At 68.8% G+C, this 21,360-nt stretch carries 22 protein-coding genes and 1 pseudogene; 14 read left to right on the forward strand and 9 right to left on the reverse strand.

Annotated elements, in window-relative coordinates:
- Window positions 1-4: 4 nt before the first annotated feature.
- The 6 genes from CFP71_RS01805 (at window position 5) to CFP71_RS01830 (ending at window position 8,110) form a co-directional block, all read left to right on the forward strand.
- Window positions 5-1,660, forward strand: coding sequence for an NAD(P)/FAD-dependent oxidoreductase (locus CFP71_RS01805; protein ID WP_093932058.1), 1,656 nt, complete (start codon window positions 5-7; stop codon window positions 1,658-1,660).
- Window positions 1,657-3,078: an ATP-binding protein gene (locus tag CFP71_RS01810; protein ID WP_093932059.1), complete on the forward strand. Its 1,422-nt coding sequence runs from the start codon at window positions 1,657-1,659 to the stop codon at window positions 3,076-3,078. The genes CFP71_RS01805 and CFP71_RS01810 overlap by 4 nt, the downstream gene beginning before the upstream one ends.
- Window positions 3,079-3,652: 574 nt before the next feature.
- Window positions 3,653-4,741, forward strand: a complete 1,089-nt coding sequence (locus tag CFP71_RS01815; RefSeq protein ID WP_093932060.1) for a hypothetical protein — start codon at window positions 3,653-3,655, stop codon at window positions 4,739-4,741.
- Entirely contained in the window at window positions 4,741-5,895 is a 1,155-nt protein-coding gene (locus CFP71_RS01820) for a toxic anion resistance protein (protein ID WP_093932061.1), read from the forward strand. The genes CFP71_RS01815 and CFP71_RS01820 overlap by 1 nt, the downstream gene beginning before the upstream one ends.
- A gap of 8 nt (window positions 5,896-5,903) precedes the next feature.
- Entirely contained in the window at window positions 5,904-7,517 is a 1,614-nt protein-coding gene (locus CFP71_RS01825; RefSeq protein WP_425266590.1) for a hypothetical protein, read from the forward strand.
- A complete protein-coding gene (locus CFP71_RS01830; RefSeq protein WP_093932063.1) occupies window positions 7,514-8,110 on the forward strand; it encodes a hypothetical protein in 597 nt (198 codons plus the stop codon). Before CFP71_RS01825 ends, CFP71_RS01830 begins: the two co-directional genes overlap by 4 nt.
- 10 nt (window positions 8,111-8,120) lie before the next feature.
- Here the strand turns inward: CFP71_RS01830 and CFP71_RS01835 are convergent, their stop codons facing one another.
- The 7 genes from CFP71_RS01835 to CFP71_RS01865 all read right to left on the reverse strand — a co-directional run bounded on the left by CFP71_RS01835 (window position 8,121) and on the right by CFP71_RS01865 (window position 13,244).
- Window positions 8,121-8,915, reverse strand: a complete 795-nt coding sequence (locus CFP71_RS01835; protein ID WP_093932064.1) for an LmeA family phospholipid-binding protein — start codon at window positions 8,913-8,915, stop codon at window positions 8,121-8,123.
- Between the two features lie 45 nt (window positions 8,916-8,960).
- Window positions 8,961-9,215 (reverse strand): hypothetical protein, encoded by a 255-nt coding sequence (locus tag CFP71_RS01840; protein WP_093932065.1) that lies wholly within the window; start codon window positions 9,213-9,215, stop codon window positions 8,961-8,963.
- Window positions 9,216-9,353: 138 nt separating this feature from the next.
- On the reverse strand, window positions 9,354-9,971 hold the full coding sequence (locus CFP71_RS01845) for a maleylpyruvate isomerase mycothiol-dependent enzyme family protein (protein WP_093932066.1): 618 nt from the start codon (window positions 9,969-9,971) through the stop codon (window positions 9,354-9,356).
- 7 nt (window positions 9,972-9,978) lie between these two features.
- The gene (locus tag CFP71_RS01850) at window positions 9,979-11,394 is read right to left on the reverse strand and encodes a M20/M25/M40 family metallo-hydrolase (protein ID WP_093932067.1); all 1,416 of its coding nucleotides are present in this window, start codon (window positions 11,392-11,394) and stop codon (window positions 9,979-9,981) included.
- Between the two features lie 94 nt (window positions 11,395-11,488).
- Window positions 11,489-12,745 carry an MFS transporter gene (locus tag CFP71_RS01855; RefSeq protein WP_093932068.1) on the reverse strand — a complete coding sequence of 419 codons (1,257 nt, stop codon included), beginning with the start codon at window positions 12,743-12,745 and terminating at the stop codon, window positions 11,489-11,491.
- Complete coding sequence (locus CFP71_RS01860; protein ID WP_093932069.1) at window positions 12,742-13,089, reverse strand: VOC family protein; 348 nt, start codon at window positions 13,087-13,089, stop codon at window positions 12,742-12,744. The genes CFP71_RS01855 and CFP71_RS01860 overlap by 4 nt, the downstream gene beginning before the upstream one ends.
- Window positions 13,086-13,244: a CopG family transcriptional regulator gene (locus CFP71_RS01865; protein ID WP_093932070.1), complete on the reverse strand. Its 159-nt coding sequence runs from the start codon at window positions 13,242-13,244 to the stop codon at window positions 13,086-13,088. The genes CFP71_RS01860 and CFP71_RS01865 overlap by 4 nt, the downstream gene beginning before the upstream one ends.
- A gap of 511 nt (window positions 13,245-13,755) precedes the next feature.
- On the opposite strand from CFP71_RS01865, the gene CFP71_RS01875 reads away from it, so the two are divergent.
- Window positions 13,756-14,391: a hypothetical protein gene (locus CFP71_RS01875; RefSeq protein ID WP_093932072.1), complete on the forward strand. Its 636-nt coding sequence runs from the start codon at window positions 13,756-13,758 to the stop codon at window positions 14,389-14,391.
- Between the two features lie 5 nt (window positions 14,392-14,396).
- Entirely contained in the window at window positions 14,397-14,906 is a 510-nt protein-coding gene (locus CFP71_RS01880; protein WP_093932073.1) for a hypothetical protein, read from the forward strand.
- On the opposite strand, the gene CFP71_RS01885 is transcribed toward CFP71_RS01880, so the two are convergent.
- Window positions 14,875-16,083: an MFS transporter gene (locus CFP71_RS01885; RefSeq protein WP_093932074.1), complete on the reverse strand. Its 1,209-nt coding sequence runs from the start codon at window positions 16,081-16,083 to the stop codon at window positions 14,875-14,877. The two genes, CFP71_RS01880 and CFP71_RS01885, sit on opposite strands and share 32 nt — an antisense overlap.
- Before the next feature lie 77 nt (window positions 16,084-16,160).
- Between CFP71_RS01885 and CFP71_RS01890 the strand changes: the two genes are divergently transcribed.
- Window positions 16,161-16,718, forward strand: coding sequence for a helix-turn-helix domain-containing protein (locus tag CFP71_RS01890; protein WP_093932075.1), 558 nt, complete (start codon window positions 16,161-16,163; stop codon window positions 16,716-16,718).
- 2 nt (window positions 16,719-16,720) lie between these two features.
- On the opposite strand, the gene CFP71_RS01895 is transcribed toward CFP71_RS01890, so the two are convergent.
- Entirely contained in the window at window positions 16,721-17,257 is a 537-nt protein-coding gene (locus tag CFP71_RS01895; RefSeq protein WP_093932076.1) for a hypothetical protein, read from the reverse strand.
- A gap of 104 nt (window positions 17,258-17,361) precedes the next feature.
- Here CFP71_RS01895 and CFP71_RS01900 point away from each other — a divergent pair, with 104 nt between their 5' ends.
- The 5 genes and pseudogenes from CFP71_RS01900 to CFP71_RS44760 form a co-directional block, all read left to right on the forward strand.
- Window positions 17,362-17,943, forward strand: coding sequence for a TetR/AcrR family transcriptional regulator (locus CFP71_RS01900; RefSeq protein ID WP_093932077.1), 582 nt, complete (start codon window positions 17,362-17,364; stop codon window positions 17,941-17,943).
- 38 nt (window positions 17,944-17,981) lie between these two features.
- Window positions 17,982-18,632 carry a hypothetical protein gene (locus CFP71_RS01905; protein ID WP_167405966.1) on the forward strand — a complete coding sequence of 217 codons (651 nt, stop codon included), beginning with the start codon at window positions 17,982-17,984 and terminating at the stop codon, window positions 18,630-18,632.
- A 40-nt stretch (window positions 18,633-18,672) separates the two neighbouring features.
- Entirely contained in the window at window positions 18,673-19,584 is a 912-nt protein-coding gene (locus tag CFP71_RS01910) for a MerR family transcriptional regulator (RefSeq protein ID WP_093932078.1), read from the forward strand.
- Between the two features lie 125 nt (window positions 19,585-19,709).
- Window positions 19,710-20,354 (forward strand): helix-turn-helix domain-containing protein, encoded by a 645-nt coding sequence (locus tag CFP71_RS01915; RefSeq protein WP_167405967.1) that lies wholly within the window; start codon window positions 19,710-19,712, stop codon window positions 20,352-20,354.
- A gap of 586 nt (window positions 20,355-20,940) precedes the next feature.
- Window positions 20,941-21,351 (forward strand): annotated as a pseudogene (locus CFP71_RS44760) (cytochrome P450); the annotation flags it as partial.
- Window positions 21,352-21,360 lie beyond the last annotated feature (9 nt).

Raw genomic sequence — 21,360 nt, forward strand, 5'->3', positions numbered from 1 at the left:
ACCGGTGAGCCAGCCGATCCTGTTGACCGTCGACGACGATCCCGCCGTGTCCCGTTCGGTCGCCCGCGACCTGCGTAAACGGTACGGGAAGGACTATCGGATCATCCGGGCCGATTCCGGTGCCGACGCCCTCGAAGCCCTGCGCGAGATCAAGCTGCGCGGCGACGCCGTGGCCGCGATCCTCGCCGACTACCGGATGCCGCAGATGGACGGCATCGTCTTCCTCGAGAAGGCGATGGACCTGTTCCCGAACGCGCGCCGCGCGCTGCTGACAGCGTATGCCGACACCGACGCCGCGATCCAGGCGATCAACGTCGTCGACGTCGACCACTACCTCCTCAAGCCGTGGGACCCGCCGGAGGAGAAGCTCTACCCGGTCATCGACGCGCTGGTGGAGACCTGGCGCGCGGTGGGGGAGCGGCCGGTCGACGAGATCAAGCTCATCGGCCACCGGTACTCGTCGCCGTCGTTCCACCTGCGCGATTTCTTGGCGCGCAACGCCGTGCCGTACCGCTGGTACTCCGTCGACGACGACGAAGGCCGCCGGATCCTCGACGCGGCGGACGCGGCACCCCACGACATCCCGGTGCTGGTCACGCCCGACGGCACGGTGCTGCGCCAGCCGTCCGGACCCGAACTCGCCGACGCCGTCGGCCTGTCCACCCGGCCCGCGCAGGAGTTCTACGACCTGATCGTCATCGGCGGCGGGCCCGCCGGGCTCGGGGCGGCCGTGTACGGCGCGTCGGAGGGCCTGCGGACGGTGATCGTCGAGCGCAAGGCCACCGGCGGGCAGGCGGGCACCAGCTCCCGCATCGAGAACTATCTCGGTTTCCCGGACGGGGTTTCCGGGGCGCAGCTCACCGACCGCGCGCGGCGGCAGGCGCTCAAGTTCGGCGCCGAGGTGCTCACCGCCCGCGACGTCGTGGGCCTGGAGGCGCGCGGTTCCGCGCGGGTGGTCCTCTTCGGCGACGGGACCGAGATCTCCGCGCATTCCGTGGTGCTGGCCAGCGGCGTCAACTACCGCGCCCTGGAGGCTCCCGGCGTCGCCGAGCTCGCCGGCCGTGGCGTCTACTACGGCTCGGCCGCCACCGAGGCGCCCGAGTGCAAGGGCGAGCACGTCTACATCGTCGGCGGCGCGAACTCGGCGGGCCAGGCGGCGGTGTTCTTCTCCAAACACGCCGCCGACGTCACCATCCTCGTCCGCGGCCAGTCGCTGGAAGCGTCGATGTCGCACTACCTGATCGAGCAGATCGCCGCGATCGGGAACATCCACGTTCGCACCCGGACCACGGTGGTCGAGGCGCACGGCGACGATCACCTCGAACAGCTGACCCTGTGCGAGAACGGCGGCGCGACCGAGACCGTGCCCACCGGGCACCTGTTCATCTTCATCGGCGCGGCGCCGCGCACCGACTGGCTCGGCACGGAGATCCAGCGTGACGACCACGGCTTCGTGCGGACCGGCCCCGATCTGCTCACCGAGGGCGGTCCGCCGCCGGGCTGGACGCTGGAGCGTGACCCGCACTACCTGGAGTCCTCCATCCCCGGCGTGTTCGTGGCGGGCGACGTCCGGGCCGCGTCGGTGAAACGCGTCGCCTCGGCCGTCGGCGAAGGCGCCATGGCCGTCACCCTGGTTCACCGCTACTTGGAGGAACAATGAGCGTTCTGCCCAGGGAGGAACTGCGCGGGCTCTTCCTTTTCGAGCACCTCAGCGAAGAACAGCTCGACTGGATCGACGAGCACGCCGTCCTGGAGCAGTACACCGGCGGCACCACGGTCATGCGCGAGGGTGAACCGGCCACCTGTTTCTATCTCCTGCTGTCCGGCGCGCTGCGGATGACGCGGCTCGTCGGCGGCACCGAGGTCGAGACGATCCGGTCCGACCAGCGCGGCGCGTACTGCGGCGCGACGCAGTTCTTCGTGCACCAGGAGACAGAACACACGTATGGCGCTTCGGTGCACGCTGTCAGCGACCTCACCTTCCTGACGCTGCCCGCGGCCGAGTTCGCCACCGAGTTCCGCCGCTGGTTCCCGATGGCGACGCATCTGCTGGAGGGCATGTACCTCGGCTGGCGCAACAGCGACACCGTGATCGGCTCGCGGCGGCGGCTGCTCGCGCTCGGCGAGCTCTCCGCCGGGCTGACCCACGAACTCAACAACCCGGCCGCCGCGGCCGTCCGCGCGACGGCGTCGTTGCGGGAGCGGGTCGCCGGGATGCGGCACAAGCTCGCGATGCTGGCGAAGAAGAACGTCGACCCGACGCTGCTGGAGCAGTTGCTGGAGATCCAGGAACAACTGGTCAAGCAGGTCGCCTCGGCACCGAAGCTGACCGCGATGCAGCAGGCCGACCGCGAGGACGAGATCGGCGACTGGTTCGACGACCACGGCATCGACCAGGGCTGGGACCTCGCCGACATCTACGTCCGCGCCGGGCTGACCGTGCCCGATCTGGACCGGCTGCTCGAATCGGTCGGGGAGACCTTCCTCGACGGCGCCGTCCGCTGGCTCGCGTACGCGCTCGAAACCGAGATGCTGATGGGCGAGATCGAGGATTCGACGACCCGCATCTCGGTGCTGGTCGGCAAGGCCAAGCAGTACTCCCAGATGGACCGCGCGCCGCACCAGTGGATCGACGTCCACGAAGGACTCGACTCCACGCTCGTCATGCTGGCGGGCAAGATCGCGCCGGGCGTCCGTGTCGTGAAGGAGTACGACCACACGGTGCCGAGGATCCCGGCGTACGCGGGTGAGCTGAACCAGGTGTGGACGAACGTCATCGACAACGCGCTGGGGGCCATGGGGACCGAGGGCACGCTGACCCTGCGGACGTCCCGGGTGGACGACCACGTGCACGTCGAGATCGGCGACACCGGACCGGGAATCCCGGCGGAGGTGAGGCAGCGGATCTTCGAGCCGTTCTTCACCACGAAACCGGTGGGGCAGGGGACCGGGCTCGGCCTGGACATCTCCTGGCGCATCGTCGTCGAACGGCATCAGGGCGATCTCCGGGTCGACTCGGCACCGGGTGACACGCGGTTCACCGTGTGCCTGCCGGTCTCGGAGCAGTCCGTGATCTGATTTCGAGAGCCGGGTGGTCGTGAGTGGCGATTCGGGTTATTGAGGGGTAAGGCAAAGGTGGCGTGTGCCTGGCCTGTCCACCTGCCGGTTTCGGATGTTGCGAAAGCCACGTTCGCAACGCTCAACGTTGCGAACGTGGCTTTCGCAACGCCGTCGAGCCTCCGTCGCCCACGAGGCCGCGGTACCCGCAAGACCTGCGGTGAAGGGGACTTTCCGCTCATGCGATGAGAGGAAAGTCCCCTTCACCACGGTCAGGTCTCCCGAACGCAAAGTCCGTGAAGGCCTCCTTGAGGGACCCAGTGTCCCTCAAGGAGGCCTTCACGGACATCACCTCCAGCAAGACACTTTGCCTTACCCCTCGATAACCCGAAACGCCACTCACGACCACCTGCACCGACGCCCCACCCGATGGGCTCTCTACCGCCCGGACCCAAATTTCCCTTCCACGCCAACGTTTCGCCAGAAACTGACGACGTCTTCCGTTCATCGATCGTTCACTTCGAAATGGCTCGCCCGCGCGTCAAAAGAGTCGAACGGGCTGAAGGATCAAGCCTGTGAACGAGGGGGTGGGCCGGTGAAACGCCGTCTGTCGATCGGCCTGGCAGTGGTGCTGCTGCTGGCCGTGGTCGCCGTGATCGTCTGGGGCCGGGGTGGTGACGAGAACACCGCGCAGGGTACGGATCTGACCACTGTGCGCGGGGTCATCGGTTCGGAGAAGCTGGCGTTCTTCTCCGACAAGCGAGTGGTGGACGCGTTCGCCAAGCACGGCCTCAAGATCGAGGTGGACACCGCGGGCTCGCGGCAGATCGCGAGCATGGACCTTGGGCAGTACGAGTTCGCGTTCCCGTCCTCGTCGCCGGCCGCGCAGCGGATCCAGCGCGACCACAAGGTGACCGGTGTGCACACGCCGTTCCAGTCGCCGATGGCGATCGCGACCTTCGAGCCGATCGTGAACCTGCTGAGCGCCAACGGGATCGTGCGCAAGGGCGCCGGGGACTACCAGGTGCTCGACGTCGCGAAGTACCTCGAACTGGCGCAAAAGGGCACGCGCTGGGACCAGCTCCCCGGCAACACCGCCTTCCCGGCCCGCAAGAACGTGCTGGTCACGACCACGGACCCGCGCGAATCGAACTCGGCGGCGATGTACCTGTCGATCGTTTCCTTCGTCGCCAATGGGAACAACGTGGTCAGCACGCCCGAGGCCGAGGCGAAGGTGCTGCCCGGGGTGTCGAAGCTGTTCATCGACCAGGGCTACACGCAGAACAGCACCGAAGGCCCGTTCGAGGACTACCTCGCCGCCGGAATGGGCAAGACGCCGATGGCGCTGATCTACGAGTCGCAGTTCGTCGACAGGCTGGTCCGCGCCGACGGCTCGATCCGGCCGGACATGCGCCTGCTCTACACGGCGCCGACGGTGTACTCCAAGCACACGCTCGTCCCGCTGAAGCCGAACGGCGACCAGGTGGGCAGGCTGCTCGCGACCGACCCGGAATTGGGGAAAATGGCCGCCACCTTCGGTTTCCGGACCGGTGACCCGAGGCTGTTCGCCGACGTCGTCGCCGCGGCCAAGGCGCCGGTGCCCGCCGACCTGGTGGACGCCATCGAGCCGCCGTCGTACGAAACGCTGGAGCGCCTGCTCGACGCCGTGAAGAAGCAGTACTGATGGACGATTTCACGCTCACTCCACCCGAACCGGTGGAGGCGATCCCGGCCGAGCGGGCGGCCGGTCTGGTCACCCTCGGACCGGAGGTCCACGCCGAGGTCGCGAAGCGCGCCGAGAGTTTCGCCCAGCGGCTCGAAGCGCTCGACGTCCGATCGCCCGAGTTCACCAGGGTCCTGGACGAGCTGCTCGCGGTCGGCGAGTCCGACATGCGCGCGGCGGCGACCGTCGCGGGTGCGCTGCTCGACCGTTCGGCCCGGGCGCTGGCGGAAACCGGTTCACCGCAACAGCAGGCGACGGTGAGCCTGGCCGGGCTCAGGCGGACCGTCGCGGAGATCGACCCGGCGAAGCTGCCGATCACCGGGCGCAAGCTGATGGGCCTGATCCCGGTCGCGGGCAGCGCGAAGAAGGCACTGGACCGCTACCGCGCGGCCAACGAGCCGGTGAACGCGCTGGTCTTGGACCTGCGGGCCCGGCAAGATGTCCTGCGCCGCGACAACTCCGCGCTCAAAGGCGAACGAGAGCGGCTGTGGGGGACGCTCGGGAAGCTGTCCGAAGCGGCCGCGTTCGCCGAGGCCGTCGACACGGCTGTCGACCGTCAGGCGGGCATCTTCGACTTCACCGATCCCGCGCGGGCCAAGGCGTTGCGGGCGGACGCGCTGCATCCGATCCGGCAGCGGCACCAGGATCTGCTGACCCAGCTCGCGGTGAGCGCGCAGGGCTATCTCGCGCTGGATCTGGTGCGGCGCAACAACGACGAGCTGATCCGCGGGATCGAGCGGGCGGTGTCGACGACGGTCGCGGCGCTGCGGGTCGCACTGCTGGTGAGCGGCGCGCTCGCCGGGCAGCAGGACGTCCTCGACGAAGTCCGGGCCGTGCAGGCCACCACCGACGGGCTGATCAGGGCCAACGCCGAGATCCTGGAGCTGCGCGGCGCCGAGATCCAGCGCGCGGGCAGCGATCCGGCGGTGGCGGTGGCGACCATCCGGGAGTCGTTCGACCGGATCTATCGCAGCATCGACGCGATCGACGAGTACAAGGCCGGTGCCGTCTCGACGATGGCGGCGACCGTGGAGGCGTTGTCCGGGGAGATCCGGCGAGCCGAAGACCATCTGCGCCGGTCTCACGAGACGGCGACGGCCGAGGGGGCATCGTGAAACGCTGGATGACGGCCGGGCTGGCGGCGCTTTGCGCGCTGACACTGGTTTCCTGCGATTCGAGCGAGGGCGGGACGCGGAGCCTGGGGGAGGCCGAGCCGGGCACGTTGCGGGTGCTCGCGGGCAGTGAGCTGGCGGACCTGCAACCGCTGCTGGAGCAGGAGGCGGCCGCGACCGGAGTCAAGGTCAAGTTCCAGTTCACCGGGACGCTGGAAGGCACCGAGTCGCTCGGAGGAGGGAAGGTGGACGGCCAGTACGACGCCGTCTGGTTCTCCTCGAACCGGTATCCCGCGGCGGTTCCGGAGGCGGCGAAACGGCTGGGCGAGCAGGTGAAGATCATGAGCTCGCCGGTGGTGCTCGGCCTGTCCGCGTCGGCGGCGCAACGGCTCGGCTGGACCGGGCGGCCGGTGGGTTGGGGCGAGATCGCCGAGCAGGCCGGGAAGAAGGCCTTCACCTACGGCATGACCGACCCGTCGGCGTCGAACTCCGGCTTCTCGGCCCTCGTCGGGGTCGCGTCGGCGCTCGCGGGCGCGGGCAACGCCGTCGACGCGCGGCAGATCGCTTCCGTCACCCCGAAACTGACCGAGTTCTTCAGCGCGCAGGCGATGTCGGCGGGCTCGTCCGGCTGGCTTTCCGAGGCCTACCAACGACGGGCGAGCGGTCAGGATCCCGGCAAGAAGGTCGACGGCCTGATCAACTACGAGTCCGTCCTGCTGTCGATGAACGCGAGCGGGAAACTTCCCGAACCGCTGACGCTGGTTTACCCGTCCGATGGCGTCGTCACCGCCGACTATCCGCTGACGTTGCTGCAGGGCGCGAATTCCGACGCGCGGGACGCGCACCGCAAGCTGGCCGAGCGGCTGCGCACACCGGACACACAGCGCAAGATCATGGAGACCACGCAGCGCCGCCCCGTGGTCCCAGGTGTCCCTTTAGGACAGCAGTTCGCGCAGAAAGACTTGGTGGAGCTGCCGTTCCCCGCGACGCAGCAGGCTGTCGACGCGTTGCTGGGCGCCTACTTCGACAAGATCCGACGTCCGTCGCGGACGCTGTACGTGCTCGACACCTCCGGTTCCATGGCGGGTGACCGGATCGAGTCGCTGCGCACCGCGCTGATCGGGCTGACCGGCGCCGACGGGTCGCTGACCGGCCGGCACCGGCGCTTCCGCAGCCGCGAAGAGGTCACGATGCTGCCGTTCGACACCGTGCCCGGCCGCCCGGAGACCTTCGCGGTGCCGGAAGGCGACCCGCGGCCCACCCTGGACAAGAGCAAGAGTTTCGCCGAAGGACTCGACGCGAACGGCGGCACGGCGATCTACGACAGTCTCCAGCGCGCGTACGACATCATGGGCCCGTTGGTGGCGCGCGATCCGGACCGGTTCACGTCGATCGTCCTGATGACCGACGGGGAGAACGCGAGCGGCTCCACGTTCGAGGACTTCCAGCGGAAGTTCCCGTCGCTGCCGGAGGCGGTGCGGCAGATCCCGGTGTTCACCGTGATCTTCGGCGAGGGCGATTCCGCCGAACTCGGTGAGGTCGCGAAACGCACCGGCGGCAACGTGTTCGACGCGCGCGGTGACGTGCTGCCCAAGGTGTTCCAGGAAATCCGCGGCTACCAATGATCCGCTATCTCGGCTCCACGAAGAACCTCGCCGGCTGCGTCGGCGGGCTGATCGGGCTCGCGCTGTACCTGACCGGCGTCGTCGGCGGACTGTGGCCACTGGTGGTCGCCGGGCTGTACGCCGTGTTCGCCCTGCTCGCGCCGCCCGAACGGGTCCGGCTGGTGCCGGTGGACGTCGTCGCCGAGGCCGGGCAGTTACGCGCGGATCTCGGTTCGCTGGTCGACAAGGTGACCGCGCAGGCGCAAAGGATGCCGGGGTCCTCTGTGGACGGTGTGCGGCGGGTCGCCGGAATCCTCGACGACCTGTTGTCGAGGCCGGAGCGGCTGTCGGCCAGCCCCGACGTCCAGCACGAGGTCACCCGGCTGGCGCGGACGGACCTTCCGCTCTCCGTGCAGACCTACCTCAATCTGCCGTGGTGGTTCGCCGCCAAACGGCGGGCCGGCGGCGAGCCGAGCGCGTCCGATGAACTCCTCGCGCAACTGGAGCTGATGGAGACCGAGGCGCATCGCATCGCGGAACGGTTTTACGCGGGCGACGTCCACCAGCAGGCCGACCACACGCGATACCTGCGTGAGCGAGGCGAAAACGCCTAGCGCGGTACCGCTAGCGGCCGCCGAGCCTGGGCAGGGTCAGCGTGGTCACCGCCGTCGTCACCCAGCCCAGCAGGTCACCGAGCGGGATGGTGGACAGCTTCTCCGGCCATTCCTCCGCCAGCGTGTGCAGGACCAGGTGACCGTCGTGCGCCTCGACCGCGATGAGCCGGATCCCTCGCGGGAGCTCCGGCAGCGGAAGCACGATCGGCTTGAGCCGCGCCGGTGGCCCGAACCGGCGGCGTCCGATGTGGACGGACATCGGCCGGAGCACGACGGCGTCGCCCTCCACAGTGGACTCCAGCGCGAGATGGCCCCAGCGGGGGCGCTTTTCCCAGCGGATGTGGAAATGCCCGTCGTCGCCAGGGGTCACGATGATGCCCGGCCGGGCCTCGGCCACGCGCGCTTGGAGAACCTCGGGGGACACCCGGATCGCCATCCTCACCTGTTCGGGGATGGCGGCCGGGGACGGAAGCGAACGGAGCCGGACGTTGGACGCCAGCACGGTGATGCGCCGCAGCGGCGTCTCGGGCCAGTCGACGTCCTCGACGACGATGCGGACGTCGCCGATCCGGCCGGTGGCGGCCAGGCTGAGACTGTCGGCCTGGTAGTCGAGCCCGGTCAGGGTGAGGCCGACGTCGTGGCCGTCCACTTTGGCGGTCAGCCGTCGCCCGACCAGCTGTTCGGTCACGGTCTTCAGCACCGCGGCCGGGGTCACGGGCACGTTCGGCAACAGCGCCCGCCCGGCGGCGGCCAGGCCGAACAGCTCGGGGAGGGGGTTCAGCTCGAACCATCTGCCGTCGCTCATTCGTCCAGTGTCGCCGAACGGGACGCCGAATGCCGCCGCAGGGGGTCAGCGGGCCGCGAAACGGGCGATCACGCCCGCCAGGATCACCCAGAACGCCGCGGCCAGACCGTAGTCGAGGATGACCGCGAGATTCGGGTCACTGACCGGGAAGAGACCCGGCCAGAACAACGCCAGCGGCTTGGCCAGCGCCTGGATGAAGATGAAGAAACCGTTGCCCGCGTTGGCTCCCGCGAGCACCATGACCATGTACAGCAGCTCGATGAACGCGAACAGCGCGCCGATGCCGGTGATGACCCGCACGGCCGTGTTGCTCCTACTGGTGGTTCGCCATCTGGACATGGCGGAAAAGTTCCCGGATTCCGCGGTGACAAACGTTTCAACGGCGAAGTTGCGCCGATCGGCCGTACCCACGTACTCCTCGTAGGAGGTCGGTGACGGTCAGGAACCGTTCGGCCGGTCAGATCGAGGATCGTCCAAAGGGGCACTTCGCCACTGCCAGCCCTCGCGGGAAGGCCGTCCGGGAAGGTCCGTCCGGTCCGTCGCCCACAGCAACGCCGTCCAGGGGTCGACGTCGCCGGCGTCGACGTCCGGGAACATCCGCGCGAGCACCCGTGAACAGAGGTCGCGCGGCGGATCGAGGGTGACGCCGAGCCCCCTGGCCATGTCCTCGCCGTGGACCAAGACCTCGACGCACCCCATCCCGGCGAAGCCCTCGATGTCCGCTTCGCCGCTCGGGTGGTACGCGCGGACGTCCGGGTCCGTCGTGCGGAGGACGGCACCCAGGACGCGGCCACCGACCATGACGAACTCCAGCAGTTCCCACGGCTTCGCTGTCGCCTCGGCGACGGCTTCGAAGCAGACGAAACGCGGCAGCGACGGCCGGGCGATCAGCAGCCCCGCGTAGGAGATGAGACAGTCGCCGAGATGCTCGGCCGTTTGCCAGGCGGTCAGTTCGCCGGTGCCCGGCACCGCCGACCAGTCACGGCCCGACGCCTGGCCCAGCCCGGCGGTCACACTCCCGATCGCGGCGTCGAGGTCGTCGGGGGTGACTGGCATCGTGGCCTCAGCTCAAAGGTGTCGGGAACGCGACCGGACCGCGGCGGCCGTTCTTCCCGACCGCGCGGACACCGAAGAACACGTTGTCCTTCGACAGATCCACTTTAGCCTCGGTCCGGTCGCCGACCCCGATCGCGTGGGTCCACTCGGCCGCCGTGGTCTCCCGCCAGACGACCTCGTATCCGGCGAGATCCGGGTCCGTTCCGCGCCGCCACACCAGATCCGTGTCGTTCGTCAGCTGGTTGGTGCGGATCCGGACGTCTTCGGGGGTGCCGGGGGCGGTCGCCAGCGACCACAGCGTGGCGGCGTTCACCCGCGCGACCCTGGCGATGAACGGGAAGTCGCAGAACTCCGGCAGATCACCGAACCGCTTGCCGTTCTCCACCCGGACGTCCTGATGCTGATGCGCGTAATCCTCGTGCGGCTCGGTGAACCGTGCGGCCGGATACCCCTGCTCCAGGAACGGGATGTGGTCGCCGCCGCGGAGATACCGGTCGCGCCGGTAGATCACCCGCACGGACATACCGGTCGCGTCGTTCTCCGCGACCGACCGCGCGAACCGGGCCAGCTGACGGGACGGCGAATCGTTTTCGCCGCCGACCGCGCGCCGGATCTCGGCCTGTGCGGGGGTTTCCGACGTCGGTACGCCCTCGGCGAACAAGCGGATCGTGCGCGGGTCCCGCGTGCCGTCGTCCGCGCGGCTCGAACCGACGATGTCGTTGGTGAACATCGCCTGCACGTCCGTGCCCGCCGCTTTGTACCGCGTGGCCATGTGCCGCGCGCCGAACAGGCCCTGTTCCTCGCCCGCGACCGCCGCGAACACGATGGTCGCCGCCGGGCGGCGAGTGGCCAGCACCCGGGCGACTTCCATCGCGACGGCCACTCCGGAGGCGTCGTCGTCGGCGCCGGGGGCGTCCTGCACCGCGTCGAGCGGATCCGAACACCGCGAGTCGTAGTGGCCGGACACGACGTAGACCCGCTCCGGCGTGGTGGAGCCGCGCAAGGTGGCGACGACGTTGGTGATCGTGGTGGCGACGGGGATCCGGGGCGGGGCGGGCGGCTGCACGTACGACTGCAGCTCGACCGTCATCCGACCGCCCGACCTTTCCGCGGACTCCTGCAGCCGGGCGAAGATCCAGTCGCGGGCGGCGCCGATCCCCCGGACGGGATCGGTCTGCGAGGACAACGTGTGCCGCGTCCCGAAGGCGGCGAGCCTGCGTACGGTGGCCTCGATACGGTTCTCGTCGATCTCGCGCAGAATCGCGCGCAATTCCGCGTCGGGTCGTTGTGGTGAGAGGATTTCGCCGGGGCCCCGGTCGCCTGGTTCCCGTGCCCCCGCCGGGGTCGCGGTGGATGCCAGGGCGGCCGTCGAGAGCGCGGCCGTCGCGGACAGGAAGACTCGTCTGGACCTTTGCTCAGCCATTCTTCGTTCCTACGCGCCCGATCGTCGGACGTCTACCCGCCAAAGGCCAAACACGGTGCCACCCACCGGATGGCGAACGGCGGCGACCGGTTGTTCAGCTAGGCCGGGCGGCGATCGCGGCCGCCGCCAAGGCGGCCGCGAAAAGCCCGTACGAGGCGAGCAGGCCGGTGCCGGAGGAACTCAGCGCGCCACCGACGGCCCGGCCGAGCAGCTGCCCGACGCATTCCGCGGTGATGACGGCGGTCGCCAGTTCCGCCGCGGTGAAACCGTTCGAGCCCGCGGTCGTGGCTCTGATGTACAGCCCCGGGTAAGCCAGTCCGACGCCGATTCCGGCGATGGTCCAGGCGGCGAGGGCCACCGGGAACGAACCCCCGAACGCGACGACGGCGGTGCCGAGGGCGGTCAAGCCCAAACCCACGAAGGGAAACCGGGCCGAAGTGAACTTGGTGGCCACCAGGCTGGTCACCGCCCACCCCAGCGGGGCGGCGCTCAGGACGATCGCCGCCTGACCGAGGCTCACCTGGTACTCGCTCGTCAAGAGCACGGTGATCAGGCTGTCCGCGCCGAAGTAGCCGATCGCGAACAGCACCATCGCACCGAGCGCGGCGGGGGTTCCCGGCCGGAGACGTGCGGTTCCCGCGGGCAGGATCGCGACCATCCCGACGACGGTGATCGCGGCCCCGGCCAGCGCGAGCGGCCACCGGCCCATGCTGAACACGACGCACGCCGCGCCCAGCGGGATCGACAGCGTCCGCAGCAGCGGCCGCGGCGTCTCGTCGGAGGGTGGCTCGCCGCGGGCGGCGCGCACGACCAGCAACCGTCCGAAAAGGACGAACGGCACCGGCAGCAAAAGGGTCCACCGCCAGCCGACGAGATGTTCCAGGCCGAGGGTGGCGGCCGGGCCGACCAGTGCGGGCAGGATCCACATCGCCGACGACGCCGCGACCACGCGGATCCGCAGCCGGTCGTCGAGATGCCGGATCGCGGAACCGACCCCGAAAACCGCGAGGAGGCCACTGGCGAGACCGGCGGAGAACTGGCCGAGCGCGAACATCCACGCCGTCCGCGACACCGCGGCGAGGAACAGCCCGCCGAGATAGGCGATCATCCCGGTGGCGAGCGTGCCGCGAAAGCCCAGGCGGGCGAGAACCCTGCTGGCCAAGGGAAGCGCGACGAACAGGCCCAGCGTCGAGCCGGCGATCAGGAGGCCGAGGCTGCTCCTCGCGTCGAGATCGGCGGCGACGACGGGCAGCAGGCTCGAAGCGACGAACCCGGTCACGGCGGCCGAGAACTCGAGCGCGACGATGCCGACCGCGAGGAACAGCGGCCCCGCGCGCCGGGTCTCGGTCACGTGTAGAGGTCTCGGTCGTACAGGTTGAGCTGAACCCAGACACCGTCGGGATCCTGGACGCGCATCGAGTACCCGAAGCCTTCGTCCATCAGCGGTCCCGGCTCGAATCCGGCCGCCCGCAGGCGTTCCGCGACGTCCTCCAGCGGTTCGGCGGCCTCGAAGGCCAGCTCGCAGCGGCCCACGTCGTCGCCGGACGACTGGTGGATGGCCAGCATCCCGCCCTCGGCGGGCAGTTCGACCCAGCCGCCGGGACGGGACGCCGCACCGGCCCGCAGTCCGAGCGCCTCGTAGAACCGCGTCATCGCGGCGACATCCGAGCTGTACCGGATCGGCATGACCTTCATCGTTCGCGTTCCTCACTGGTCCGCAGGTGGTCCTCCAGCACTCGTTCGACGAACGACGAGAGCGACTCGTCGGCGTCCACGGACGCGTGCTTCACCCGCTTGATGAGGTCGGGCGGCAGATAGACGTTGAATTGCCGTTTCTCGACCCGTTCCATGCTCGCATGCTAGCAAATGAGCACAAGCCCCGATGCGGTGACGCAACTTCCTGATCGACTGCTGCATGAAGCACTATGCCGCTACAGTGGGTCACTTATCCGCGCAAGTGGTGATAAGTTGTGCGCGAAGAGTAGTTGCTCAGACTTGCCGAAGAGGCGTTGGCCACAGGCCAGCTGAGGGGGAAGGGCAGTCGTTGGGCACCCGGTACCACGACAAACCGGAACTGAACGAGGTCATAAAGGAGCTGGTCGAGGAGCATGGCTGGACCGTCCGTCCCGGCGGCCACGGCTTCGTGCTGATGTGTCCGTGCGGGTATGACTCGATCTCCGTGCCGCACACTCCGCCGAACGTCGGCAATGCCGCTCGTCGTCTACGCCGACGTGCGGGTCTGTGCCCCGATCGGCATGACGGCACGCCCCGCCCGCTACCCAAGGGCCGTTCGAGCTAAGGCTGTTTCACTACTGAAACAGCCGTGGTACGTTGGTTGCAGCGCTGACCGAGGAGGGTGTAATGGGTCAGTATGAGCTGATCTTCACTATCGATCATCTCGAAGAGGATCGCGCCTTCGAGATCTCCAACACGATCGACGTCATGTACAGCGAACACGGCAGAACGAGTTTGCTGACCGTCACGAGCGAAGGCGACACAGCCTTGGCGGCCGCCACGGACGTCGTCGCGCAACTTGAGACCCAGTTCGGCGTAGTCATACACCGTGCCTATGAAGACCTGGTCACGAAAGCTGACATAGCCGAGCGAGCCGGCGCCACGGTGCAAGCCGTTGGCCAGTGGGCTCGCGGTGTTCGCCGGAAAGAACTGAGGTTTCCTGAGCCGTTCAACCTGGTCGGTGGCGGAGTCTGGCTATGGGCGGATGTCAACGAATGGCTTCGAGAAGCGGGCAAGGCTTATGACGATGATCTCCTGTATCCGAATCGCGATGAGCTTGAGCTGATTAACGCGTGGCTGAAGAATCGGAAGTCCGGTCAGCCATCTCGGCGTATCAATCTGGTGCACCTTGGCTCGGCTATGAGTGAACAGAACGGAGTTCAGTTCACCGCTTCAGCTCGATCCACGCGTGGGGTTCACGCTTCGGCCGTGCGCGCTCCCGACGTCGTCTGGACCCGCGCCGACTATGAAATGGCGGGATAGCTGGAATGAAGTCGGTCACCACAGGCCGTGACTTGCTCAACCTGCTTGATCTTGTCAATGTGCAGTTCTATGAGGTCAGTGCCAAGCTGGGCTCGGGTTTCCCGGTCGGTGTCACCGCGGCGGTCAGTAGCGGTGACACCGACTCCGAGGACGACTTGGTCGGCGGCGAAGAGTCGGCGACGGGGCAGAGCGAATCGCAGTTCTGGACATTTTTCGTCCATGTCGACAGCACGAGCGTCAATCTTCGAGGCCGCTTGACGATCAATGCTCCGGATGCCGAGTACGCCGTCGATGCCGCTGTTTTCTATACAGCCACAGAGGAAGTGACCATCGATCGCGAAGCGCTGGAGGAATTCCTCAATCGAGCAGCCATGATCGCGCTCTACCCGTTTGTCCGTGAAGCACTGCATGAGGCAGGGCGGAAGATCGGGGCAAGCCCGCCACTGCTCGGGATTTATGACCCGCAAGAAATCCAGATCCGGCTCAACGAACCGGTTTCCGCGCAGTCTGGCTAGTGGGGTTCTCTGCTGCAGGCGTAATGACGCTCTTCAATGGTTGCCAGCAAATGAGCACAAGCGGGATCGTGACCAGCGCCAAGGCCGCGCCGACCCACGGGACGGCGGTCAGTGGAGCGCCCAGGTCCAGTGCCCCGGCGGCGAAGGCGGGCGTGAGGCTGATGCCGAGCTGGAAGGCCGAGACCGTGGTCGCGCCGGCGAGGGTCGGGGCGGAGGCGGCGATCGTGAACACCCGCCCGTAGAGCGCCGGGTTGATCACGAAGGCCGCGACACCCAGCAGGAACACCAGCGGCACCACCGCCAAGGCGGTGTCGGCGAAGAGCGCGAGCAGCGCGGAGAAGACCGCGATGCCCAGGACGCCACCGAGCAGCGCGTGGCGTGGGCGCCGATCGGAGATCCGGCCGCCGACGGACAAGCCGACGAAGGCGCCGATCCCGAACAACGCGAGGACCGCCGGGATCCAGACCGCGGGGACGACGTCCGCCAGCATCGCCGACAAGTAGTTGAAGGACACCATGTACGCGGCGGTGCTCAGGATCGTGACCGCGTAGACGCCCCACAGGCGCCAAGACCGCATGGCCCGCAACTCACCCGAACGGCTCGGGGCCGCGGACGCGGTGGCGGGCAGGCCGGCGGCGCAGGCGACCACCCCAAGGCCGGTGAGTGCCACGACACCCCAGAAGCCGCCGGTCCAGTCCGTGAGGTTGCTGAGCAGGGTGCCCGCCGGCCCGCCTGCCACCATGGCGACGCTGAGCCCGGCGACGACGACGCCGGAGGCGCGGGCGTTGCGGTCGGGGGTCACCAGGCTGATCGCGGTCACGGCGGCGACGGCGAAGAAACCGGCGTAGGCGAGACCGGCGACGAACCGGGTGATCATCAGGATCCAGTAGTCGTCGGCGAGCAGGCCGGTCGCGATGGCGGCGGCGAAGACGGCTTGCGTGATCATCAACGCCGTCCGTCGCGGCCATTTCAGGCTCAGTACGGCGAACGGCGGGCCGCCGAGGACGACGCCGAGGGCGAACGCGGTGATGAGCGCGCCCGCGGACGCCAGGGAGACGCCGAGATCGGCGGCGGCCGAGGGCAGGACCCCGGCCATCAGGAATTCGGCACTCCCCATCGCGAACAGGCTGAAGGCGAGGAGATAGACCCCGGTGGGGAGCCGTTTGGTTTCGATCATGGCGCCAGCGTCGGCGCCTTCTGGCTGTTTCGGCAAAGAACTTTGCCGGAATCGGGACGAGCTGCTGTGCTGGCGGCATGGAGAGCCAACCCACTGTCACCGCGGCGATCGAGCTGATCGCGCCCCGGCTGCGTCGTGCCCGGGAGAAGAAGGGCACGACGCTGGTGGAACTCAGCCGTGCCACCGGCATCTCCACCAGCACCCTGTCTCGCCTCGAATCCGGACAGCGCAAGCCGAGTCTCGAACTGGTGCTGCCGGTCATCGCCGCGCTGGGCCTGCGCGTCGACGAGATCGTCTCGTCGCCGAGGGTGCTCGAACCGATCGAGGACAGCCGGGTCCTCATCCCGCTCACTCGCCACGAGAACGGGCCCCGGGCCTGCAAGATGACGATCCCGGCCGTCGACGACGAACCCCGCCCGCGCACGCACGACGGCCGCGAATGGCTTTACGTGCTGCGGGGCAGGTTGCGGCTCGTGCTCGGCGACCAGGACGTCGTCCTCGGTCCCGGCGAGGCCGCCGAGTTCGACTGCCGGACGCCGCACTGGTTCGGCGCCACCGGCCGAGGGCGGGTCGAAGTGCTCAGCCTGTTCGGCAAGCAGGGCGAACGGATCCATGTCCGCGCCCGCACCCGGTGACGTCAGGCGCGCGCGGGGGCGAGGCGGATCGCCGAGACGAGGAAGAACAGGCCGCCGAGGGCGGCGTATCCGGCCAGGTTGACCAGTGACGCGTCCGGCTGCGCGGCTTGCAGGACGAAGGACGTCCCGGCGACGGTGGAGATCGCCCCGCTGGCGATCATCGCCCCTTGGCCACCCAGCTTGCGACGGCCGACGCCGACGACGAGCTGGACGAGACCCGAGACGACCGCCCAGACGCCCCACACGCGCAGTACCGCCGGGATGCCGGAGGTGACGGCGATCGCGAGACCGATGCCCGCGAGCCCGCTGATCGCGATGTTCATGTACAGGCCCAGGGCGGATTTCGGGTCTCGCGAGGTGCGGAGGTCGACGAGGGCGGCGACGACGTCGAACAGGGGATAAAGCACGAGCAGCGCGACACTGATCGGCCCGAGCTTCGACGCGCTGGTGAACAGCAGGCCCGCCCACACCAGGGCGAAGCCGAAGCGGACGAAGTACAGGCGCCGCAGGGCGGGCGCGACGACGGTTTGGGTGCTCACGGGAGCTCCTAAGGAGAGGAGAACGTTCGGTCTACTCGGACACACGCTTGCAGGTCGCTGTCGTCGCGTCAAGACCGAACGTTCTATCCCGTAAGATGCCGGTAATGACGAACGTCCGCGGTCAGGCCTCCGAAGCGCGGTCCAGGCTGCTCACCACGGCGACCAGGCTCTTCTACACGGAGGGCATCCACTCCGTCGGCATCGACCGGATCGTGGTCGAGGCGAAGGTGACCCGCGCGACCCTGTATCGGCACTTTCCCGGCAAGGACGACCTGATCGTCTATTACCTGCAAGAAGCCGACCAGGCCTTCCGCCGCCAGGCGGACGGGATCCTGGCCAGGGGGTTGCCGGCGTTCGAGACCCTCCGGGAGATCGCCGAATCCATCGCGGAAGGCATCCGGTCGCCCGGATTCCGCGGCTGCGCCTTCCTCAACGCCGCGGCGGAATATCCGGACCCGGCCCATCCCGTGCACCAAGCCGTCCTCGCCCACCGCGAATGGTTCTCGGGCGTGATCACCGACGTGCTGACCCGCGCTGGGAACGCGCCGGCCGGTCCCGCCGCCCGGCGCTTCGTCCTGATGCGGGACGGAGCGATGGCCACCGGCTGCCTGTCCGATCCCGAACCGATCTGCGAAACCTTCCTTCAGGGGATCGACGACCTTCTACGGCATCACGTCGCTTCCTAGGCCACGAGCACGGTTTCTTGGTCGGCTATCTTGCGGGCGTGGACATTCAGGTGCTCGAGGGCGAGCTGGTCGAGGTAGTGACGGACGCCGTCACGGGAATGGAGCGGCGGGCGTTCGGGGAGTTCGTCGGGCCGCAGGGTGAGCTGGCCTCGTACGCCTTCGGCTGGACCACCGGATCGGATCCGCACGTCGCTCGCCTGTCGGTCGGGATCGGCGCGGGCAACCCGGGCGGCGGAACCTTCCACGCCGTCGTCTTCGAGCACGAAGACGGGCACGCGTTCTCGCTGACCGACGACCCGTTCGAGCGGGTGCCGCAGGGCGGCCCGGACCTGACCGCGGACGAGGCACGGGCCCACGGAGACCTGCCGTTCGTCTGGTGGGTCGCCGACCGGGTCATGGAACGCGATCGGCGGGCGTGGTGGATGCGGCACTGGTTGCTGGGCACCAACTGTGTCCAGACCCTCGAGGTCTTCGAGCGCCGCGAGCCGATTCTGCTCGTCCAGCACGACGCCGATGACGACCTGTGGCAGCTGATCGGCGCCTCCGGCACGGACGGCGGCACCGGCAAGATCGGGCATCTATACCACGCCGTCGACGAAGACCAGACCTTGCTCGACGTCCTCGACCTGCCGCCCGGCGGCGGCGCGACCCGAGCGGGCGCCGGAAGTCCTTGGACGGGCCGGGCCTAAGGCTTGTATCTCCCCCGAGGGGAGGTGCGAGGGTGGCGACATGGACGACGCCTGGTACTCGATCGGCGAGCTGGCCCGGCGGACGGGCTTGACGGTCAAGACCATCCGCTTCTACTCCGACCGCGGCGTCGTGACCCCGTCCGGCCGCACCTCGTCCGGTCACCGCCGCTACGGCGCCGACGCGCTCGCGCGCCTGGAGCTCGTCCTCACCCTGCGCGAGCTGGGACTCGACCTGGCCACGATCCGGAAGGTCGTCGACAGAGAAGCCGCCCTTCCCGAGGTCGCCGCGGCGCACCTCCAGGCGCTGGAGGTGCAGATCCGTGTGCTGCGCCTGCGTCACGCGGTGCTGACGGCGGCGACGAGGCGCGGATCCACCCCCGAGGAGATGACTCTCATGCACAGGCTCGCCAAACTGACCCGGGACGAACGCCACCGCTTGATCGGCGACTTCCTCGCCACCACCTTCCGCGGGCTCGACTACCCCGGATTCGCCGGGATCGCCCGCTCGATGACACCCGAACTGCCCGACAGCCCCGAGGCCGAACAGGTCGCAGCCTGGGTGGAACTGGCCGAACTTTCCACGGACCCGGAATTCCGCGCCCTCATGCGGCGCCTCGCCGAGCAGCACGCCGACGGACGCATCGACGTCGGCCCGCGCCGCGACCCGGTGGCGGACATCCGCGACGCTGTCGCCCCGGCCCTGGATTCCGGCATCGACCCGGACTCGCCGGAAGCCGGTCAGGTCGTCGCCGCTCTCACTTCGCGCCACCGGCCCGACGACCTTCTGGCCTGGCTGGACACGGCCACCGACTCCCGCCGGGAACGGTATTTCGAGCTGCTCGCCGTGATCAACGGCTGGGCGGCTCCGGACAGCCTGGCGCCGGTATCGCACTGGCTTTCCCAGGCCCTGAGGGCTTCGGAGAGCCGCGGAGGTTCCCAATGTCGCATTTGAGTCGCTGAGCGTCCCGAATGCGACATTGGGAACTGCGAAAGTGGCTTTCGCGACACGCGCTCAGAGCCCGACACCTTGCGCGTATTTCGGTGGCGCAACGCGCCAGCCCGCGGTCCAATCAGGGCGTGAACAGCGACTTCGCGCCACCCGCCGACCTGGCTGACCGCGTCAGCCGGGTGTGGCGGCGCGAAGGGAAACTGCCGGCCTCGTTGCCGCAACCGGCGGTGGACCTGCTGGTGTTCGCGGACGGTTCGGTGTGGCTGACCGGGCCGGAGACCGAGGCCAGGACCGGGAGCCTGACCGAGCCGTTGACGGGGGTGCGGTTGCGGCCGGGGACGTGTGCCTCGGTGCTGGGGATCGCCGCGGACGAGGTGCCGCTGGCGGGGATGCCGTTTCCGGGGGAGGGGCTCGACGCCGCGTTGCGGGCGCTGCGGGCACCGGCCCGGCCCGCTGATCCCGCGATCGGGCGAGTTCTCCAGGCCATTCGCGCGGACCCCGGGGCGCCGGTGTCCCGGCACGCGTCCGGGTTGTCCGAGCGGCAGTTGCGACGCCGGTTCCTGGTGGCTGTCGGGTTGAGTCCCAAGGCGTACGCGCGAGTGGTGCGGTTGCACCGGGCGATGGCGCTGGCGCGGGCGTCCTCGGCGCCGGACTGGGCGGAGATCGCCGTCCGCAGTGGATTTTACGACCAGCCGCACATGATCGCGGAGTTCCGGCGTGCGGTCGGGTCGTCGTGTGTCCGTTTCTTCCAAGCGGCGGCCGTCGGCGGGTAGCACGCTGTGGGGTATGTCCGTCGAGGAGATTTTCGCTTTCCACAAGCAAGACGTGGGTCCGGTGCGGTTCGCCGAGTCGTTCGGCGGCTGGGTGGTCACCCGGTATTCCGAAGTGGACAGGGTGCTCACCGACCACGCGGTGTTCTCCTCCGACGAGCTGCGCCACAGCACCGGGGGAATCCCGCACGGTTCGAACCCGTTGCTGCGCGGTCTGCTGGCGATGGATCCGCCCCGGCATCACGCGTTGCGCCGGATCGTCAGCCAGGTTTTCACCCCGCGGGCCGTGTCGTCGCTGGAGCCGTCGATCACGTCGAAGGTTCACTCCCTGCTCGACTCGGCGGGGGAGAGCTTCGACCTGATCGCGGAGGTGGCGTACCCGCTGTCGGTGCACACGATCGCGGGTCTGCTCGGGGTGCAGCCGTCGCGGTGGCCGGATTTCGTCCGATGGACCGAGGCCATCACGTCGTTCTTCGGCACCTTCACCGCCGACGAGGCTCGCCGGACCGCGTATCACCGGGCGTGCGAGGAAATGGGTGACTACTTCCGCGAGGAGTTCGAGCGCCCGTCAGGCATCATCGCGACCTTGATGGCGTCGGGCCTCGCCGAGGACGAGCTGCTCGACTTCTGCGCGCTGCTGCTGATCAACGGCCACGAGACGGCCAAGACCCTGCTCGTCAACGCCGTCCTTTGCCTTGCCGCCCGGCCGAAACCGGCCGACCTGCGCCTGGCCGTCGAGGAAGTCTCGCGCTACCTGCCGCCCACGGGCGGAACGGACCGGTTCGTCACCCGGCCCACCACCCTCGGCGGCCAGGAACTCCGCCCGGGCCAGCGAGTGGTCGCGATGATCACGGCGGCCAACCGCGACCCCGAGGTCTTCGCCGACCCGCACACCTTCGACCCGGACCGGACGCCCAATCCCCACCTGTCCTTCGGTCACGGCGTTCACTTCTGCCTGGGCGCCCACCTCGCCAGGATGGAGGTCCGCATCGCCCTCGCCGCCCTGTTC

It is taken from the genome of Amycolatopsis thailandensis, assembly GCF_002234405.1.
In the GTDB taxonomy this organism is placed as follows: domain Bacteria; phylum Actinomycetota; class Actinomycetes; order Mycobacteriales; family Pseudonocardiaceae; genus Amycolatopsis; species Amycolatopsis thailandensis.

What these genes read in the sequence shown, in the direction of transcription:
- CFP71_RS01865 (WP_093932070.1), bottom strand. Translation starts at nt 13,244, where the DNA reads ATGGAACGGGTCGAGAAACGGCAATTCAACGTCTATCTGCCGCCCGAC.
- CFP71_RS01890 (WP_093932075.1), top strand. Translation starts at nt 16,161, where the DNA reads ATGGAGAGCCAACCCACTGTCACCGCGGCGATCGAGCTGATCGCGCCC.
- CFP71_RS01810 (WP_093932059.1), top strand. Translation starts at nt 1,657, where the DNA reads ATGAGCGTTCTGCCCAGGGAGGAACTGCGCGGGCTCTTCCTTTTCGAG.
- CFP71_RS01835 (WP_093932064.1), bottom strand. Translation starts at nt 8,915, where the DNA reads ATGAGCGACGGCAGATGGTTCGAGCTGAACCCCCTCCCCGAGCTGTTC.
- CFP71_RS01825 (WP_425266590.1), top strand. Translation starts at nt 5,904, where the DNA reads ATGACGGCCGGGCTGGCGGCGCTTTGCGCGCTGACACTGGTTTCCTGC.
- CFP71_RS01850 (WP_093932067.1), bottom strand. Translation starts at nt 11,394, where the DNA reads ATGGCTGAGCAAAGGTCCAGACGAGTCTTCCTGTCCGCGACGGCCGCG.
- CFP71_RS01875 (WP_093932072.1), top strand. Translation starts at nt 13,756, where the DNA reads ATGGGTCAGTATGAGCTGATCTTCACTATCGATCATCTCGAAGAGGAT.
- CFP71_RS01820 (WP_093932061.1), top strand. Translation starts at nt 4,741, where the DNA reads ATGGACGATTTCACGCTCACTCCACCCGAACCGGTGGAGGCGATCCCG.
- CFP71_RS01845 (WP_093932066.1), bottom strand. Translation starts at nt 9,971, where the DNA reads ATGCCAGTCACCCCCGACGACCTCGACGCCGCGATCGGGAGTGTGACC.
- CFP71_RS01830 (WP_093932063.1), top strand. Translation starts at nt 7,514, where the DNA reads ATGATCCGCTATCTCGGCTCCACGAAGAACCTCGCCGGCTGCGTCGGC.
- CFP71_RS01880 (WP_093932073.1), top strand. Translation starts at nt 14,397, where the DNA reads ATGAAGTCGGTCACCACAGGCCGTGACTTGCTCAACCTGCTTGATCTT.
- CFP71_RS01910 (WP_093932078.1), top strand. Translation starts at nt 18,673, where the DNA reads ATGGACGACGCCTGGTACTCGATCGGCGAGCTGGCCCGGCGGACGGGC.
- CFP71_RS01900 (WP_093932077.1), top strand. Translation starts at nt 17,362, where the DNA reads ATGACGAACGTCCGCGGTCAGGCCTCCGAAGCGCGGTCCAGGCTGCTC.
- CFP71_RS01860 (WP_093932069.1), bottom strand. Translation starts at nt 13,089, where the DNA reads ATGAAGGTCATGCCGATCCGGTACAGCTCGGATGTCGCCGCGATGACG.
- CFP71_RS01885 (WP_093932074.1), bottom strand. Translation starts at nt 16,083, where the DNA reads ATGATCGAAACCAAACGGCTCCCCACCGGGGTCTATCTCCTCGCCTTC.